Source organism: Gordonia sp. ABKF26, from assembly GCF_041103195.1.
In the GTDB taxonomy this organism is placed as follows: Bacteria; Actinomycetota; Actinomycetes; order Mycobacteriales; family Mycobacteriaceae; genus Gordonia; species Gordonia terrae.
The window spans coordinates 3,864,754-3,880,909 of the sequence record NZ_JBGCVZ010000003.1 but is presented as its reverse complement, the minus strand read 5'-3'; the positions used below and the strand labels follow the sequence as shown (position 1 = coordinate 3,880,909).

Here is a 16,156-nt window from a genome sequence, read left to right as displayed (position 1 = left end):
CTCACCCGACCACCCGAACCCACGAAGCCCCAGAGCTCAGACCTTTGAGTCTCAGAGCCACATCAAGGAAAGACGAGAACCCATGGCGGAGTTGACGATCTCACCAGACGAGATCAAGGGAGCGATCGAGCAGTACGTCTCGTCGTTCGAAGCCGAAGCGTCGCGCGACGAGGTCGGCATCATCACCGATACCTCGGACGGCATCGCTCACGTCAGCGGCCTTCCGAGCGCAATGGCCAACGAGCTCCTCGAGTTCCCGGGCGGCGTCCTCGGCGTCGCACTGAACCTCGACGAGGACGAGATCGGCGCCGTCATCCTGGGTGACTACGAGTCCCTGGAAGAAGGCCAGCAGGTCAGCCGTACCGGCGACGTGCTCTCCGTCCCCGTCGGCGACGCGTTCCTCGGACGCGTGGTCAACCCGCTGGGCGCCCCGATCGACGGTCAGGGCGACATCGAGGCCGACGAGCAGCGCGTCCTCGAGCTGCAGGCCGCGTCGGTGCTCGAGCGCCAGCCGGTCGAGGAGTCCCTCGCCACCGGTATCAAGGCCATCGACGCCATGACCGCCATCGGCCGCGGACAGCGTCAGCTCGTCATCGGCGACCGCAAGACCGGCAAGACCGCGGTCTGCATCGACGCGATCCTCAACCAGAAGGCCAACTGGGAGACCGGCGACCCCTCCAAGCAGGTCCGCTGCATCTACGTCGCCATCGGTCAGAAGGGTTCGACCATCGCGGGCGTCAAGTCGGCGCTCGAAGAGGCCGGCGCGATGGAGTACACCACCATCGTCGCGGCTCCCGCGTCCGACTCGGCCGGCTTCAAGTGGCTCGCCCCGTACACCGGCTCGGCCATCGGCCAGCACTGGATGTACCAGGGCAAGCACGTCCTCATCGTGTTCGACGACCTGACCAAGCAGGCCGAGGCCTACCGCGCGATCTCGCTGCTGCTGCGTCGTCCGCCGGGCCGCGAGGCATACCCCGGTGACGTCTTCTACTTGCACTCCCGTCTGCTGGAGCGTTGCGCGAAGCTGTCCGACGAACTCGGTGGCGGTTCGATGACCGGCCTGCCGATCATCGAGACCAAGGCCAACGACGTCTCGGCCTTCATCCCGACCAACGTCATCTCGATCACCGACGGACAGGTGTTCCTGGAGTCGGACCTCTTCAACAAGGGCGTCCGTCCCGCCATCAACGTCGGCACCTCGGTGTCGCGCGTCGGTGGTGCCGCACAGACCAAGGGCCTCAAGAAGGTCTCGGGTTCGCTGCGTCTGGAGCTGGCCCAGTTCCGCGAGCTGGAGGCCTTCTCGGCCTTCGCCTCCGACCTCGACGACGCGTCGAAGGCGCAGCTCGAGCGCGGTGCCCGGTGGGTCGAGATGCTCAAGCAGGACCAGTACAGCCCCTTCTCGGTCGAGGACCAGATCGTCTCGATCTACCTCTGCGGTGAGGGCCACTACGACTCGGTCCCGGTCGACGACGTGCGCAACTTCGAGACCCAGCTGCTGAGCCACCTGCACCACAACGCGACCGGTGTCTACGACTCGATCGCCGGCGGCAAGGTGCTCACCGACGACCAGGCAGAGGCCCTGATCGCCGAGACCAACAAGTTCAAGAACGGCTACCTCACCCACGACGGCCGTCGTGTCGTCAACGAGGCCGAGGCCGAGGCGATGGATGCCGACAACGTCGAGAACGAAGAGATCAAGATCCGCAAGTGATCTCACTCGTCAACGGACATCGCGAAAAGGAAGGGGTGAGGGCTCATGGCCAGCATTCGTGAGCTGCGCTCACGCATCCGGTCGGTCCAGTCGACCAAGAAGATCACCAAGGCTCAGGAGCTGATCGCGACCTCGCGTATCACCAAGGCCCAGGGACGGGTGGCCGCGGCCAAGCCGTACTCGCAGGAGATGACCGCCGTGCTCTCGGAGCTGGCGAGCAACTCGGGATCGCTGGACAACCCGCTGCTCAACGAGCGGGAGAACCCGAAGCGCGCCGCGATCCTGGTCGTGACCAGTGACCGCGGAATGTGTGGCGGTTACAACGCCAACGTGCTCAAGGCGACCCGCGAGCTCATCGCACTCCTGCGCGACGAGGGCAAAGAGGCGGTCCTGTTCGTGATGGGCCGCAAGGGTGTCGGGTTCTTCAGCTTCCGTGGTCTGGAGATCTCGGACTCGTGGACGGGCTTCTCGGAGTCCCCGCAGTACTCCGATGCCGCGACCGCGACCAGCTTCCTGGTGGATCTCTTCCAGGCCGGTTCGGGCACCGAGGTCGATCGTCCGGAAGGTGACGGCAAGCTCGAGGGCGTCGACGAGCTCCATCTGGTCTACACCCGCTTCCAGTCGATGCTGGCGCAGGTGCCCGAGGTCCGGCGGGTCGCCCCGCTGGTCGTCTCCGAAGACGATGACTCGTCCGACGACACCCCGTCGCGCAACTACACCTTCGAGCCCGGGGCCGAGACACTGCTCGACGCGCTGCTGCCGAAGTACGTGGCGACGCGGGTCTACGCGGCACTGCTGGATTCGTCGGCTTCGGAATCGGCCGCGCGCCGTACCGCGATGAAGGCCGCGACCGACAACGCCGAGGAACTGTCCAAGTCGTTGTCGCGCGAGGCCAACCAGCTCCGCCAGGCCCAGATCACCCAGGAAATCAGCGAGATCGTCGGCGGCTCGAGCGCACTGGCGAACTAGCCGTCTGCGCCAGACGAGCCCGGATCGACGAGAACCCATACTTCGATAAAGAGGAAGTGACCCAAGCACCATGACCGCAGCAGTAGAAACCCCCTCCGCGAAGTCGGCGGGTTCCGCCGACGGGCGGGTCGTCCGCATCATCGGCCCCGTGGTCGACGTCGAGTTCCCGCGGGGCTCGATTCCTGAACTGTTCAACGCCCTCCACGCCGAGGTCGCCCTCTCCTCGGTCGCCAAGACGCTGACCCTCGAGGTCGCCCAGCATCTCGGTGACAACCTGGTGCGCACCATCTCGATGCAGCCGACCGACGGCCTGGTCCGCGGCGCGGCTGTGTCCGACACCGGCAAGTCGATCGTCGTGCCGGTCGGTGACGTCGTCAAGGGTCACGTCTTCAACGCCCTCGGTGACTGCCTCGACAGCCCGGGCCTCGGCCGCGACGGCGAGCAGTGGAGCATCCACCGCAAGCCGCCGGCCTTCGACGAGCTCGAGGGCAAGACCGAGATCCTCGAGACCGGCATCAAGGTCATCGACCTGCTGACCCCGTACGTCAAGGGCGGCAAGATCGGTCTGTTCGGTGGTGCGGGCGTCGGCAAGACCGTCCTCATCCAGGAGATGATCACGCGTATCGCGCGTGAGTTCTCCGGCACCTCGGTGTTCGCCGGCGTCGGCGAGCGCACCCGTGAGGGCACCGACCTCCACCTCGAGATGGAGGAGATGGGCGTTCTCCAGGACACCGCCTTGGTGTTCGGCCAGATGGACGAGCCGCCGGGCACGCGTATGCGCGTGGCTCTCTCGGCGCTGACCATGGCGGAGTACTTCCGCGATGTGAAGCACCAGGACGTGCTGCTCTTCATCGACAACATCTTCCGCTTCACGCAGGCCGGCTCGGAGGTCTCGACCCTCCTCGGTCGTATGCCGTCCGCGGTCGGTTACCAGCCGACCCTGGCCGACGAGATGGGTGAGCTCCAGGAGCGCATCACCTCGACGAAGGGTCGCTCGATCACCTCGCTGCAGGCGATCTACGTCCCCGCCGACGACTACACCGACCCGGCGCCGGCCACCACGTTCGCTCACCTCGATGCGACCACCGAGCTCTCGCGTCCGATCTCGCAGCTGGGTATCTACCCCGCCGTGGACCCGCTGACCTCGACCTCGCGCATCCTCGAGGCGTCGATCGTGGGCGACGAGCACTTCCGCGTCGCCAACGAGGTCAAGCGCATCCTGCAGAAGTACAAGGAGCTGCAGGACATCATCGCCATCCTCGGTATGGACGAGCTCTCCGAAGAGGACAAGGTCACGGTGCAGCGCGCGCGCCGTATCCAGAAGTTCCTCGGCCAGAACTTCCTCGTCGCCGAGAAGTTCACCGGCCAGAAGGGCTCGGTCGTCCCGCTCGCCGACACCATCGAGGCCTTCGACCGTGTCGCCAAGGGCGAGTTCGACCACCTGCCCGAGCAGGCGTTCAACAGCTGCGGTGGACTCGACGACGTGGAGGCCGCCGCCGCCAAGATCAGCGGAAAGTAGCGATTCGCCATGGCTGAGAAGTCCTTCCACGTGGAGGTTGTCTCCGCGGATCAGAGCCTGTACTCGGGAGAGGCCACGTTCGTGATCGCGCAGACCACCGTCGGTGAGCTGGGTGTCCTGGCCAACCACGAGCCGCTCCTGGGCCAGCTGGTCCCGGGTGGCTTCGTGGTCATCGTCGAGGAGAACGGCAACCGTCGTGCGGCTGCGGTCGAGGGCGGGTTCCTCTCCGTCACCGGCGAGGCCGTGACGGTGCTGGCGGAGTCTGCCGACTGGGCCGACGACGTCGACGTCAACGCGGAGAAGACCGCGCTCGACGAGGCGGAGCCGGATTCGCCGGAGTACCACCGTGCTCACGCGCGTCTGACTGCGGCACAACACCTTTCACGCTAGAACGGCCCGCGCGAGCGGTCTGGGTTCAACAAGCGGCCTCGGCCGGCCATCGGGAGAGATCCGATGGCCGGCCGAGGCCGTTTGGCGTGTCATGTGCAGGTTCTGGCATGCTTGTCATCACAGCCCCCTGTCCCGCGTGTGCGCAGCCCGAGCCGTCTTGAGCCCTACCGGGTTCGACGCTTTCGCCCGCACGCGGTGACTGCACGAAGGAGTAGGTGATGTCGCTGGCGGTCGTGTTGCTCAGTGTGCTGCTGGCGGTGGCGGTCCTGTTGTGCGCCTTCTTGACGATTCGTCTCGCCCAGCTCCGGCGTGCCGGCACGCCGGTCCTGCTGCGCACCGTGCCCGCCGCGGTCGACGAGGGATGGCGGCACGGCACCGTGCACTACAGCGATCACTCGCTCCGGTACTACCGCCTCACGTCCCTGAAACCGGGACCGAACGTGACGTTCGCCCGACAGGGCATGGAGATCTCCGGTCGTCGAGCGCCGGAGGGGACCGAGACCGAGATCCTCGACGGGATGCTCATCCTGCAGGTGCAGTCGGCCGGCCAGGCCGACGACGATTACGAACTGGCGATGGGCCCGGGTGCGGTGACCGCGTTCCAGTCCTGGCTGGAATCCCGGCAGTCCGCGCGATCGCAGCGGCGCAAGAGCGCCTAGGACTCGCGCTTCGAGGCCGGCCGCTGTCGGCTACCGCCCGGAACCCACTTGACGTCACCGGGTGTGTCCGCGCCTTGCTGGTCGCCTCCCGCGGTGGGGCGAGTGCGGTTCGCGACCCGCGACAGGATGAACAGCAGGTCGGACAACCGGTTGAGGTACTTGGCCGGCAAGACGCTCGTGTCGTCCGGATGAGCCGACACCGCGGCCCACGCCGACCGTTCCGCTCGCCTGGTCACCGTTCGTGCCTGGTGCAACAGGGCGGCAAGGGGCGTGCCGCCCGGCAGGATGAAGGAGTCCAGCGCGGGCAGCTCGGCGCCGAAGGCGTCGCACCACCGCTCGAGTGCGTCGATGTAGTCCTGCGCGATGCGCAACGGCGGGTACTGGGGATCCTCGACGACGGGTGTGGACAGGTCGGCTCCGGCGTCGAAGAGATCGTTCTGGACGGTGGTGAGGACCGCTCGGATGTCGTCGGGTACCTCTCCGCCGAGTGCCAGGGCGAGACCGATGGTGGCATTCGCCTCGTCGCAGTCGGCGTAGGCGACCACGCGCGGATCGGTCTTGGGAACCCGGGAGAAGTCGCTCAGTCCGGTGGAGCCGTCGTCACCGGTCCGGGTGTAGATCCTCGTCAGGTGTACCGCCATGCGTCGAATGTACTGCGCGATGGCCGGGTGGCCCGACGCGCGGTCTCGGACGTGCGGGGTCGGACCCACTGGGCCGGGGGCCGCGAACCCGGGCGGTTAAGGTGGCAGGCGTGAGCGATCGGTTTCTGGTGTCCGGGGGAGCGCGTCTGTCCGGCGAGGTGGCAGTGGGTGGCGCGAAGAACAGCGTCCTGAAACTCATGGCCGCGGCCCTCCTCGCCGAGGGGACGACCGTGCTGACCAATGCACCCGAGATCGCCGACGTCCCGCTGATGGCCGACGTGCTCCGCGGTCTGGGTGCGGTCGTCGAGATGGATGGCGAGACGGTCACCATCACCGCTCCCGCCGAGCCGAAATTCCACGCCGATTTCGCGGCGGTCCGTCAGTTCCGCGCCTCGGTCTGCGTCCTCGGCCCGTTGATGGCGCGGTGCCATCGCGCGGTCGTCGCGCTGCCCGGCGGCGACGCGATCGGCTCGCGGCCGCTCGACATGCATCAGGCGGGTCTGCGCGCGCTCGGCGCCACGAGCACCATCGAGCACGGTTGTGTGGTGGCCGAGGCCGACACCCTGGTCGGCGCTCCGATCGCGCTGGAGTTCCCGTCGGTGGGTGCGACCGAGAACATCCTCATGGCCGCGGTGCTCGCCGAGGGACAGACCACCATCGACAACGCCGCGCGTGAGCCCGAGATCGTCGACCTCTGCGTGATGCTGCAGCAGATGGGCGCACAGATTGACGGTGCCGGCACCTCGACCCTGACCGTCGTCGGTGTCGACCGACTGCATCCGACGACCCACCGGGTGGTCGGGGACCGCATCGTCGGCGCGACCTGGGGTATCGCGGCCGCGATGACCCGCGGTGACGTCACCGTGCGCGGCGTGAAACCCGAACACCTGCAGTTGGTTCTGAACAAACTGGGCGACACCGGGGCCGTGGTCGACACCTTCGACGACGGCTTCCGGGTCCGGCACGACCGCCGGCCCACCGCCGTCAACGTGTCCACCCTGCCGTTCCCCGGCTTTCCCACCGATCTGCAACCGATGGCGATCGGTCTGGCCGCGATCTCCGACGGCATGTCGGTCATCACCGAGAACGTCTTCGAGGCCCGCTTCCGCTTCGTCGAGGAGATGGTCCGTCTCGGGGCCGACGCCCGGACCGACGGCCACCACGCGGTCATCCGCGGGATCGACCGCCTGTCGAGCGCGCCGGTCTGGTGCTCGGACATCCGCGCCGGCGCCGGCCTCGTGCTGGCCGGGCTCGTCGCCGACGGGGTGACCGAGGTGCACGACGTCGAGCACATCGATCGCGGATACCCCCACTTCGTGGAGATCCTGCGCAGTCTCGGCGGCGAGATCGAGCGCGTGCGCGACTGAACCCTGTCCGATCGGACAGGTGCCGGCCCGTCCGGCCGGGTGCACTGTAGTCGAGTACGGGCAGGACCCCTTGTCCCGGTTGTGATCTGGGCGACATTCTCGTTGTGACAGACCCAACCGTCACAAGGAGTTCACCACCATGGCCATTGAGCTGAACCAGATCTGGGACTTCCCGATCAAGGAGTTCCACCCGTTCCCGAAGGCGAAGCTGGGTGTCGGCGCGCACGACATGCTCGGTGTCGAGGCCAAGGATCTGGGCATGACCCGCGCACTGCTGATGACCACGGGGTTGCGCGGTTCCGGGATCATCGAGGAACTGATCGGCAAGATCGAGTACCAAGGCGTCGACGTCGTCCTCTACGACCAGGTGGAGTCCAACCCCAAGGACTACAACTGCATGGACGCCGCGGCCCTCTACCAGTCGGAGAAGTGCGACGGCATCATCTCGGTGGGCGGCGGGTCCAGTCATGATGCCGCCAAGGGCGCCCGCATGGTCATCGCGCACGACGGCCGCAACATCAACGAGTTCGAGGGCTTCTCCAAGGCCACCAACAAGGAGAACCCCAAGCACATCGCGGTCTCGACCACGGCCGGCACGGGGTCGGAGACCTCCTGGGCGTACGTCATCACCGACACCTCGGACATGAACAAGCCGCACAAGTGGGTGGCGTTCGACGACACGTGTCTCGTCGACCTGGCGATGGACGACCCGCTGCTCTACTACACGTGCCCCGAACACTTCACCGCGTTCTGTGGCTTCGACGTGCTTGCCCACGCGAGCGAGCCGTACGTCTCGCGTCTGGACTTCGCACCGTCACTGGGCAATGCCAAGTACTCGATCGAGCTGATCCGCGACCATCTGCGCACCGCCGTGTACGACCCGCGGAACCTGGCGGCCCGCACCGGGATGATGTACGCGCAGTACATCTCCGCGCAGGCGTTCAACTCCGGCGGTCTCGGTCTCGTGCACTCGCTGTCGCATGCGGTGAGCGCGTTCTACGACAGCCATCACGGGCTGAACAACGCCATCGCCCTGCCCCGCGTCTGGGAGTACAACCTGCCGTCTCGCTACGAGCGTTACGCCGAGATCGCCGCGCTGCTCGGTGTCGACACGTCGAAGATGACGACGGTCCAGGCCGCCGACGCCGCCGTCGAGGAGGCCATCCGCCTGGGCAAGGACCTCGGTATCCCGGACAACTTCGGTCAACTGTCGACGAGCAGCTACGACAAGAACCGCATGAACACCGGCAAGTACGAGGGCCGCGGCGAGACCATGGACACCTCGGACAAGCAGATCCGCGCGATCGCCGAGCACATGATGGACGACTGGTGCACGCCGGGCAACCCGCGTGAGAGCACCGTCGAATCGCTGATCCCGATGGTGGCGCACGCCTTCACCGGCAGCTACTGATCCGTCCTGCCCGCCCGCCTGATCCGAACCCGCCTGATCCGAACCCGCCCGATCCGAGAGCCACAGGCCGACAAGGAGTCCGACATCCGATGACGCACGTCTGCGCACCTCGGGAAACGCCCGAGGACATCACCCGGGACACCCCGGACAGCCGTTCCTTCCCGTCCGTGGAGGAGCTGACCGACGCGCTGGGTGGGCAGGGCTACCTGATCGGTCCGGAACTGGCGGTCGTCGTCCATCTCGCGACACTCCTCGACCGGCCCCTCCTGCTGGAGGGGCCGGCCGGGGTCGGCAAGACGGAGCTGGCGAAAGCGCTGGCGGCGGCGTCGGGGCGCGAGCTCGTCCGGCTGCAGTGTTATGAGGGTCTCGACGAGTCGCGCGCCCTGTACGAATGGGATTACGCGCGACAGCTTCTCCATGTGCAGATGCTGCGCGATCGGATCAGTGTCGAACTCGCTGCCGAGACGACCCTCTCGGCCGCCAGTTCGGCGCTGGCGCGCGCCGAGGTCGGCGTCTACACCGAGGACTTCCTGGTGGCCCGGCCGCTGATGGCGGCCATCACGTCGCCGTCGCCGACGGTCCTGCTCGTCGACGAGATCGACCGCACCGACGAGGCGATGGAGGCGGTCATGCTCGAGGTCCTCGCCGAGCGTCAGGTGACCGTCCCCGAACTCGGGACGTTCACCGCCCGATCGTCGCCGTGGGTCATCCTGACCTCCAACGACACCCGCGAACTCTCGCCGGCGCTCAAGCGTCGCTGCCTGCACTTCCAGGTCGACTACCCGGACCCGCAGACCGAGCGGGACATCGTCGCGGTCCGTGCGCCCGACGTCGAGGAAGCGATCATCGGTGAGGTGGTCGATCTCGCGCGTCGTCTCCGGGACCTCCCGTTGCGCAAGAGTCCGTCCATCGCAGAGGTGATCGACGCGGCGCGAGCCGCCTCCTACCTCGGCGCACGCGACGGGCAACCGGGAAGACCGATCGGCGCGGATGACCACGGTGCTCTGCTCGCCCTGCTCGTGAAGTTCGGCTCCGACGGTGAGATCGCCCGGCGCGCACTGTCCGCCGGCGCCGACTCCGGTGGGTCAACGGCGGTCGGGTCACCCGTCGGGGTCGACGGGACGACGCCCGGCGGGTCGGTGACCGCCCGTGCGTTCGGTGCCGGGCGTGCCCGCAGTGCGGGTAGCCGCCCGGGCCGATGACCCCGATGTCGGTCGTCGCGTCGAGGCGTGCCGACCCGCTCGACCTGCTCGCGGTCACGTTCGGACGGGTCCTGCGGAGCTCGGGGGTCGCGGCCTCGCCCGCCGAGGTCATCGAGATCCGCCGGACCCTGTCGATGGTCGGTGCCGCCGAGCCGGTGGTCCTGCGTGCGGCGCTACAGAGCGTGTGCGTGAAATACGGTTATGAGACAGCGGGTTTCGAGCGTGCCTTCGCACTGTTCTTCCTCGGCGCCGACCCCGATCAGCCGGATGAGGACGACCTTCCCCGGGTCCGTGGCGTCGCGGCTGATCTGCCCGACGACGTGGTCTGGGACGACGAGTTCGAGGGCGCTGCCCGCCAGATAGGGGCCGACGAACACACCGATGAGATCGGCCACTTGATGGCCGATGATCCCGATGCCGCGCACCGTGACGCCGAGAGCGCTCACCGGGAGGAGAACGACTTCAGCGTGTCGGCCGGCGCCGAACAGCTCGGCGTCGACCCGGACGGCGGCACGACCGGTGGGGGAGTGACGTACACGGTCGAGGTCGACATCGCCGACTCGGCGACCGTCGGCGAGCTGACCGGATCGGCGGCCCGGGTCTCGAGCCGGCCGCTCGGGCTGACCGGCGCCCACGCCATCCTCGCTGCGCTCGACGCCTACGATCCGCGCAAGGCATACGGCGCCGACGGCAACGAGGATCTCGGCGAGGCCCGGCGGGCCGAACTCGAACGCGCACTCGGTGCCTTTGTCGATGCGCTGGTTGCCCGGCTGGACGCCGACGGCGGCGTCGAGGCGGTGTCCGGGTCCGACCGGCCGGCCGAGGGGTACGTCGACCAGGCCGTGATCGATCGCGCCTGCCACCGGCTGATCCAGCGCATGCGCGGCGCACCGCGCCGGGTGGTCCGCCCGGTCGACCGCGGCGCCCTCGACATCCGCGCGACCATGCGCGCGGCGGTCGCGACCGACGGCGTGCCCGCCGAACTGTGGCGGCGCCGCAGGCGGCCCGGTCCGGTCCGGATGCTGGTACTCGTCGACGTCTCGCTGTCGGTCCGCCCGGTCACCGGGTTCATCCTGCGTCTGGCACAGACACTGCACCGCTTCGGCGACCGATGTGAGGTCGTCGCGTTCGTCGATCGGCCGGTGCGCGTCACGACCGCCCTGCGGACCGCGGCGGCCGACTCGGCTCTCGCGGCGGTGCTCGCCGCCGACGGTCTAAATCTCGCCGCGACGAGCGACTACGGGCGGATGTTCGGCGAGTTGCTGGGCGATTTCGGGGACCTGATCAGCAGGCGGACGTCGGTGCTCGTCGTCGGGGACGCGCGCAGCAACGGACTCGACCCACGTGTCGACCTCGTCGCCGAGGTCGGCCGCCGGTCGCATCGGATCGCCTGGATCACACCGGAACCCGAACGGTACTGGTCGCAATCCGGCTGCGCGATGGCCGACTACGCCGAACACTGCAGTGGTGTCGTCAGCGTTCGAGACGGTGCCGAGATGCTCGCGCGCTGCGACGAGTTGGGTGCGGCGCTCAGATGAGGTGGGTAGCGTCGGGGTACCGGTGAGCCGGGACGGTCGGTGTGGTGGTTGTGATCGGGGCAGAGGACGAGAGGCAGGTCGGATGCTGGGTGATGCGCGCCGGCGGACATCGGGCCAGGTCGCCAAGTTCCACACGCCGGAGATCGTCCTGGGACCGGGCGCGTTCGGGGAGGTGCCGGTCGCGACGGCGGGACTCGGGATGCGCCGGCCGTTCGTGGTCAGCGACCGCTGTCTGGAACGCACACCCTGGTACGCGCAGCTGATTGCCGGGCTGCGGGCCGGCGGCCTCGATGCGGCCTCCTACCTGGATGTGTCGCCCAACCCGCGGTCCGGCGAGGTCGCGGCCGCGTTTCTCGCGTACAAGGCGCACGACGCCGACGGACTCGTCGCCCTGGGCGGAGGCTCGGTGATCGACGCCGCCAAAGGGGTGGCCGTGCTGGCCGCCAACGGGGGTCACATCCTCGAATACGAGGGAATCGACCGCGCCCGGCGCCCACTCCCGCCGCTCATCGCGGTGCCGACAACGGCCGGCAGCGGCGCGGACGTCTCCCAGTTCTGCATCATCAACGACGCCGAGCGGCGCACGAAGGTGACCATCATCGGGCGGTCGCTCGTGCCGGACGTGACGGTGAGCGACCCGACCCTGCTGATGACCGCCCCGGCCGAGGTCACCGCTCAGGTCGGGATGGACGTGCTGACCCACTGCGTCGAGGCCTATGTCTCGCTCGCACATGGACGTCTCACGGATTCGCTTGCGCTGGAATCGATCCGCGGGGTATGGACGCATCTCGAGCGGCTCGTCGACGACCCGCGGGACGCAGTGGCGGCCGAGGAGATGTCGCTGGCCGCGCTGCGTGCCGGGATGGCGTTCACCAATGCGATCCTCGGCGCGACCCACGCGATGAGTCACCCGGTCGGCGGGCACTGCGACGCCCCGCACGGTGCGATCAACGCCGTCCTGCTGCCGCACGTGATCCGGTACAACGCCCACGTGTGTGCGGACGGATTCGTCGACCTGGCCGACGCCATCGGGGTCGAGACCTCCGGCGACGCCCGGACCGTCGCCGACCGGCTCGCCGACGCCGTCGCCGCGCTCGGCGCCCGGGTGGGCATGCCGGCATCGCTCGAACCGCTGGGCGTGCGCACCACCGACCTCGACCGCCTCACCACCCACGCGCTGGCCGATTCGTGCATGACCACCAACCCGCGGCGACCGCAGGCCGCGGGCATCCGGGACCTCTACGCCGAAGCGCTCTGATGACCGGTCCGTCACCCGAGCGGAGCGCTCTTCCGGAACAGGCCGACCTCGACAGCCTGGTCGGACTCCGCAGTGTCAAGGGGAGTCACTACGCGGCGCTTCGCGGCGTCGAGGCGCGGCTGAGCCGCGTGGTCGGTGCGCTCGAGCGGATCTCGCGCGCTCTCGTCCGCACAGCCGAAGGCCCCGAAGCGCTGGTCATCGCGGTGGTCGAGGCAGCCCGCGACCACCTCGGCGCGGACTGGGTCGTCTTCGCGCTCGCGGACGGGCGGCTGGAACAATCGGCCCCGCGTCACCTCATCAGCGCGGGCAGCGGCCGGCTCTACGCCTTCGAAGGATCCGAACGGGCCGCCGCCCCCGACGACCTGCCCGACGAGGTACTGAACCGGCTCAACGACATCCTGCGCGGGCACGAGACCGTCCTGCACGGCGCGATCCTGCAGGAGGACCACGTTCACGTGCCGGTCGAACTCGATGGCAGCGTCGTCGGGGGACTGTCGGCCTGGACACCGGTCGGTCGACTGGTCGACCCCACCGACCTGGTCGTCCTGCGCATCCTGGCCAGCCAGGCGATCGTCGCATTGCTCAACGCCGAGCTGTTCTCCGAGACCGACCGCCACGCAACGGAACTGGCGAAGCGCAACACCGAACTGGAGCGCACCCAGCGGGAGCTGTCGGCCGCGATGCGGGCGACCGTGCTCAACGAGGAGCGCGCCCGGATCGCCCGGGAACTCCACGACTCGGTGACCCAGTCGGTGCTGTCGGCAGGCGTGCAGATCGAACTGTGCCGCGACCTCGTCGAGGGCCCCGCGCTCGATCGCCTGGAGATGGCCGGCCGGCTGACCAAGGAGGCCGTCGAACAATTGCGGTCGTTCATCTACGCGCTCAACAACGCGACGAACGCACCGTCGCCGAGTGTCCGCGACGTCCTGACCGAACTGTGCTCGCTGCACATGCCCCCGGACCTGCGGACGGCCGTCCACGTTCGGGGCCGGTCGCGTGAGCTCGCCGACGAGGTGCAGCACGCCCTCCTGCGGATCGCCGGCGAGGCGCTGTTCAACGCCGCCGTCCATGCCCGCGCCCACCAGGTCACCGTGACGCTCACCTATTCGGCGGGCACCGTCGGACTGTCGGTCGACGACGACGGCGTCGGCGACCCCGAGCATCTGCGCCGGGTGATGCGCACCGCGTCGCTCGGCGATCTCACGGCCGGTCGGCACCGCGGCCTCGCGAACATGTCGTATCGCGCCGCCGAACTCGGGGGCGAGCTCCGGATCCGCCGGTCGCGCATCGGCGGGATCCGGGTCGCCGTAACGCTCCCGTTCGACACGGTGAGCACCGCCAACGCCGACGGTCGGCTCGAAACAAAGGAGTTCGGTTGAGCGGCAACGCCATCAGACGTCCCATCCGCACACTGCTCGTCGACGACCACGCTCTGCTGCGCCAGGGCATGCGGTCGCTGCTGGAGCGCGAAGACGTGGTCGACGTGGTCGGGGAGGCGGGTTCGGCCGACGCCGCGCTCGCCGAGGTGAACGCGCACCGTCCTGATGTCGTGGTCGTCGACCTCAAGCTGTCCGCCGGCACCGAGTACGAGGGCCTGCGTCTCATCAAGGAGATCGCGCAGCGCCACCCGGAGGTCGCGGCGTTGGTGCTCACGACGTTCCTCGACGATGACCTGGTGGTGCGCGCCGTGCGGGCGGGAGCCCGGGGGTACGTGGTCAAGGACGTCGACACGACCGAACTCGTGCGCGCGATCCAGGCCGTGTCCGGCGGCGGCAGCGCGTTCGACCCACGCAGCGCGGCAGTCGTGTTGCGTGCGGTGTCAGGCGAGAACGAGCCGTCCGAGGCACTCAGTGACCGGGAGCGTGAGGTGCTCCGGCTGCTCGCCGACGGACTGTCCAACAAGCGGATCGGCGAGACGCTCTACATCTCGGAGTCGACCGTGAAGTTCCACATCCGCAACATCATTCGCAAGCTAGGTGTGTCCAAGCGGACCGATGCGGTGTACATCGCCAGCAAGCGCGGGCTGATCTGAGGCGGTGCCCCGTTCGGGGTCAGTGTGCGGGGGTGAGGACGAGCCAGCCGCCGTGATCGACGACGACCTCGGCCTCGGCGTGCGGGACCGCGCGTGCCCAGTCGTACAGGTCGTCTTCGGTGAGTCGGACCAGGTGGCCGAAGTGCGGACTCGGTTCGTCCTCGAACGGCACACCGATGATCACGCGTCGGCGGGCGACCCGCAGCGCTTCGCCGATCGCGGTGTGCGCGCCTGCAGGGTCGAGGTGCTCGAGTAGATGGATGAGGGTGACGGTGTCGGCCGACTGGTCGGCGTAGGGGAGGGCGGTCGCGTTCCCGACCGACGCGGCGACGGGCAGACCGCGCCGGCGCGCAGCGCGGGAGAGCAGCGACACCGCTCCGGGTGAGATGTCGCAGGCGGAGACCCGGAGGCCGTCCACAGCGCACGCGAGGGCGAAGAAGCCGAAGCACGATCCGACCTCGAGGACGGTCCGGCCGGAGATGAGCCTGCGCGCACGCTCGTGCACTGGCGCGAATGCCGATGCGCCCGTACGCAGTTCGCGCAGCGAGTTGTCGTAGAAGGCCGACCAGGCATCGTCGGACGTGGCCGCCGAGGTGCGGATGATGCCCATCGCCGCCGACTCGAACTGCTCCTGGCCGGCCAGCAGCCCGGCTTCGACGAGAGCCACGAGTCCGTCGACCACCACCGCATCGGAGATGCTGCGTTCGTCGAAGGGATGGGCGATGTGCAGGATTCCTGCCTGCCGACGCCAGGAGAGGAGACCACAACGTGTGAAGCCCGAGGGGACAAGCGGAGATCGGCGAACACGCGGTGGGGGTCGGAGTGCCGGCGACGCGTCGACAGACGTGGTGGTGGGGGTCGTTGCCAGATCGATCGCGGTCATGTGTCGACGGTAAGAGCGTCCTGACCTGCGCATAACTGCCCGAGAGGGGGTGATGACCTGACCAAAAGGATGGTTTGCGACGCACGTCACATCGCTGTGATTCGTCGGTTTGTCCGCGCGGCAGCGCATTTCGGCGCCGACCGATGAGCTGTGACCTGCACGGATGGCGAGTACGACGGGCGGCGAACAGGCGATTTGACCCCGGCGATCCCGTTGCGTAACTTTCTTCAAGTCAGCGAGCCACGGCGCCGCCCCGGAGGGCCTGAGAGGGTCTGATGGCGGGGAGTGGAGACCGGGTTTTTCGTTGGCCGCCCCTTGTTTGTTCTGGTTGGGACTGTTTGTGTCTCGGGTAGGATGGTGAGGGTTGCCAGGTTCCTTGAGTCCGAAGTTTTTCGGAGTTGCGGACTGCGGTTTGGGTCTGGTAGGCTGGAAGAGTTGCCCCGGAGACGGGGTGGCTTGGTTGGTTGACATGCAAGTCTGCTGGTGAGGGCCCTGTGAAGGGGTGGGTAGCTGGTGGGTGTGTGTTCTTTGAGAACTCGATAGTGTGATGATGAATTGTCTGATGCCAATGTGATG

General features: G+C 68.1%; 14 protein-coding genes. 12 read left to right on the top strand and 2 right to left on the bottom strand.

The genetic code is table 11. The features are described from left to right. Window positions 1–82 precede the first annotated feature (82 nt). The 5 genes from atpA (at window position 83) to AB4Z55_RS17895 (ending at window position 5,248) form a co-directional block, all read left to right on the top strand. Window positions 83–1,711, top strand: coding sequence for a F0F1 ATP synthase subunit alpha (gene atpA, locus AB4Z55_RS17915; RefSeq protein ID WP_004021255.1), 1,629 nt, complete (start codon window positions 83–85; stop codon window positions 1,709–1,711). A gap of 45 nt (window positions 1,712–1,756) precedes the next feature. Next, window positions 1,757–2,680 carry a F0F1 ATP synthase subunit gamma gene (locus AB4Z55_RS17910; protein WP_004021256.1) on the top strand — a complete coding sequence of 308 codons (924 nt, stop codon included), beginning with the start codon at window positions 1,757–1,759 and terminating at the stop codon, window positions 2,678–2,680. Between the two features lie 70 nt (window positions 2,681–2,750). Further along, window positions 2,751–4,199: a F0F1 ATP synthase subunit beta gene (gene atpD / locus AB4Z55_RS17905; RefSeq protein WP_004021257.1), complete on the top strand. Its 1,449-nt coding sequence runs from the start codon at window positions 2,751–2,753 to the stop codon at window positions 4,197–4,199. Window positions 4,200–4,208: 9 nt separating this feature from the next. Next, a complete protein-coding gene (locus AB4Z55_RS17900; RefSeq protein WP_004021258.1) occupies window positions 4,209–4,589 on the top strand; it encodes a F0F1 ATP synthase subunit epsilon in 381 nt (126 codons plus the stop codon). Window positions 4,590–4,807: 218 nt separating this feature from the next. Then, window positions 4,808–5,248, top strand: a complete 441-nt coding sequence (locus AB4Z55_RS17895) for a DUF2550 domain-containing protein (protein ID WP_004021259.1) — start codon at window positions 4,808–4,810, stop codon at window positions 5,246–5,248. Here AB4Z55_RS17895 and AB4Z55_RS17890 read toward each other — a convergent pair. Continuing rightward, window positions 5,245–5,889: a cob(I)yrinic acid a,c-diamide adenosyltransferase gene (locus AB4Z55_RS17890; protein WP_248645198.1), complete on the bottom strand. Its 645-nt coding sequence runs from the start codon at window positions 5,887–5,889 to the stop codon at window positions 5,245–5,247. The two genes, AB4Z55_RS17895 and AB4Z55_RS17890, sit on opposite strands and share 4 nt — an antisense overlap. 110 nt (window positions 5,890–5,999) lie before the next feature. Between AB4Z55_RS17890 and murA the strand changes: the two genes are divergently transcribed. The 7 genes from murA to AB4Z55_RS17855 all read left to right on the top strand — a co-directional run bounded on the left by murA (window position 6,000) and on the right by AB4Z55_RS17855 (window position 14,697). After that, the gene (murA, locus tag AB4Z55_RS17885) at window positions 6,000–7,256 is read left to right on the top strand and encodes a UDP-N-acetylglucosamine 1-carboxyvinyltransferase (protein ID WP_064571519.1); all 1,257 of its coding nucleotides are present in this window, start codon (window positions 6,000–6,002) and stop codon (window positions 7,254–7,256) included. A gap of 139 nt (window positions 7,257–7,395) precedes the next feature. Next, window positions 7,396–8,667: an NDMA-dependent methanol dehydrogenase gene (mdo, locus tag AB4Z55_RS17880; RefSeq protein WP_004021262.1), complete on the top strand. Its 1,272-nt coding sequence runs from the start codon at window positions 7,396–7,398 to the stop codon at window positions 8,665–8,667. A gap of 89 nt (window positions 8,668–8,756) precedes the next feature. After that, window positions 8,757–9,869 carry a MoxR family ATPase gene (locus AB4Z55_RS17875; protein WP_248645199.1) on the top strand — a complete coding sequence of 371 codons (1,113 nt, stop codon included), beginning with the start codon at window positions 8,757–8,759 and terminating at the stop codon, window positions 9,867–9,869. Next, window positions 9,866–11,407: a VWA domain-containing protein gene (locus AB4Z55_RS17870; RefSeq protein ID WP_354560314.1), complete on the top strand. Its 1,542-nt coding sequence runs from the start codon at window positions 9,866–9,868 to the stop codon at window positions 11,405–11,407. Before AB4Z55_RS17875 ends, AB4Z55_RS17870 begins: the two co-directional genes overlap by 4 nt. Window positions 11,408–11,489: 82 nt before the next feature. Continuing rightward, complete coding sequence (locus AB4Z55_RS17865) at window positions 11,490–12,665, top strand: iron-containing alcohol dehydrogenase (RefSeq protein WP_004021265.1); 1,176 nt, start codon at window positions 11,490–11,492, stop codon at window positions 12,663–12,665. Then, window positions 12,665–14,044 carry a histidine kinase gene (locus tag AB4Z55_RS17860; RefSeq protein ID WP_354560316.1) on the top strand — a complete coding sequence of 460 codons (1,380 nt, stop codon included), beginning with the start codon at window positions 12,665–12,667 and terminating at the stop codon, window positions 14,042–14,044. The genes AB4Z55_RS17865 and AB4Z55_RS17860 overlap by 1 nt, the downstream gene beginning before the upstream one ends. Further along, complete coding sequence (locus AB4Z55_RS17855; RefSeq protein WP_354560318.1) at window positions 14,041–14,697, top strand: response regulator transcription factor; 657 nt, start codon at window positions 14,041–14,043, stop codon at window positions 14,695–14,697. The genes AB4Z55_RS17860 and AB4Z55_RS17855 overlap by 4 nt, the downstream gene beginning before the upstream one ends. Window positions 14,698–14,716: 19 nt before the next feature. Here AB4Z55_RS17855 and mftM read toward each other — a convergent pair whose 3' ends face one another. Further along, complete coding sequence (mftM, locus tag AB4Z55_RS17850) at window positions 14,717–15,580, bottom strand: mycofactocin oligosaccharide methyltransferase MftM (RefSeq protein WP_354560320.1); 864 nt, start codon at window positions 15,578–15,580, stop codon at window positions 14,717–14,719. Between the last annotated feature and the right edge of the window lie 576 nt (window positions 15,581–16,156).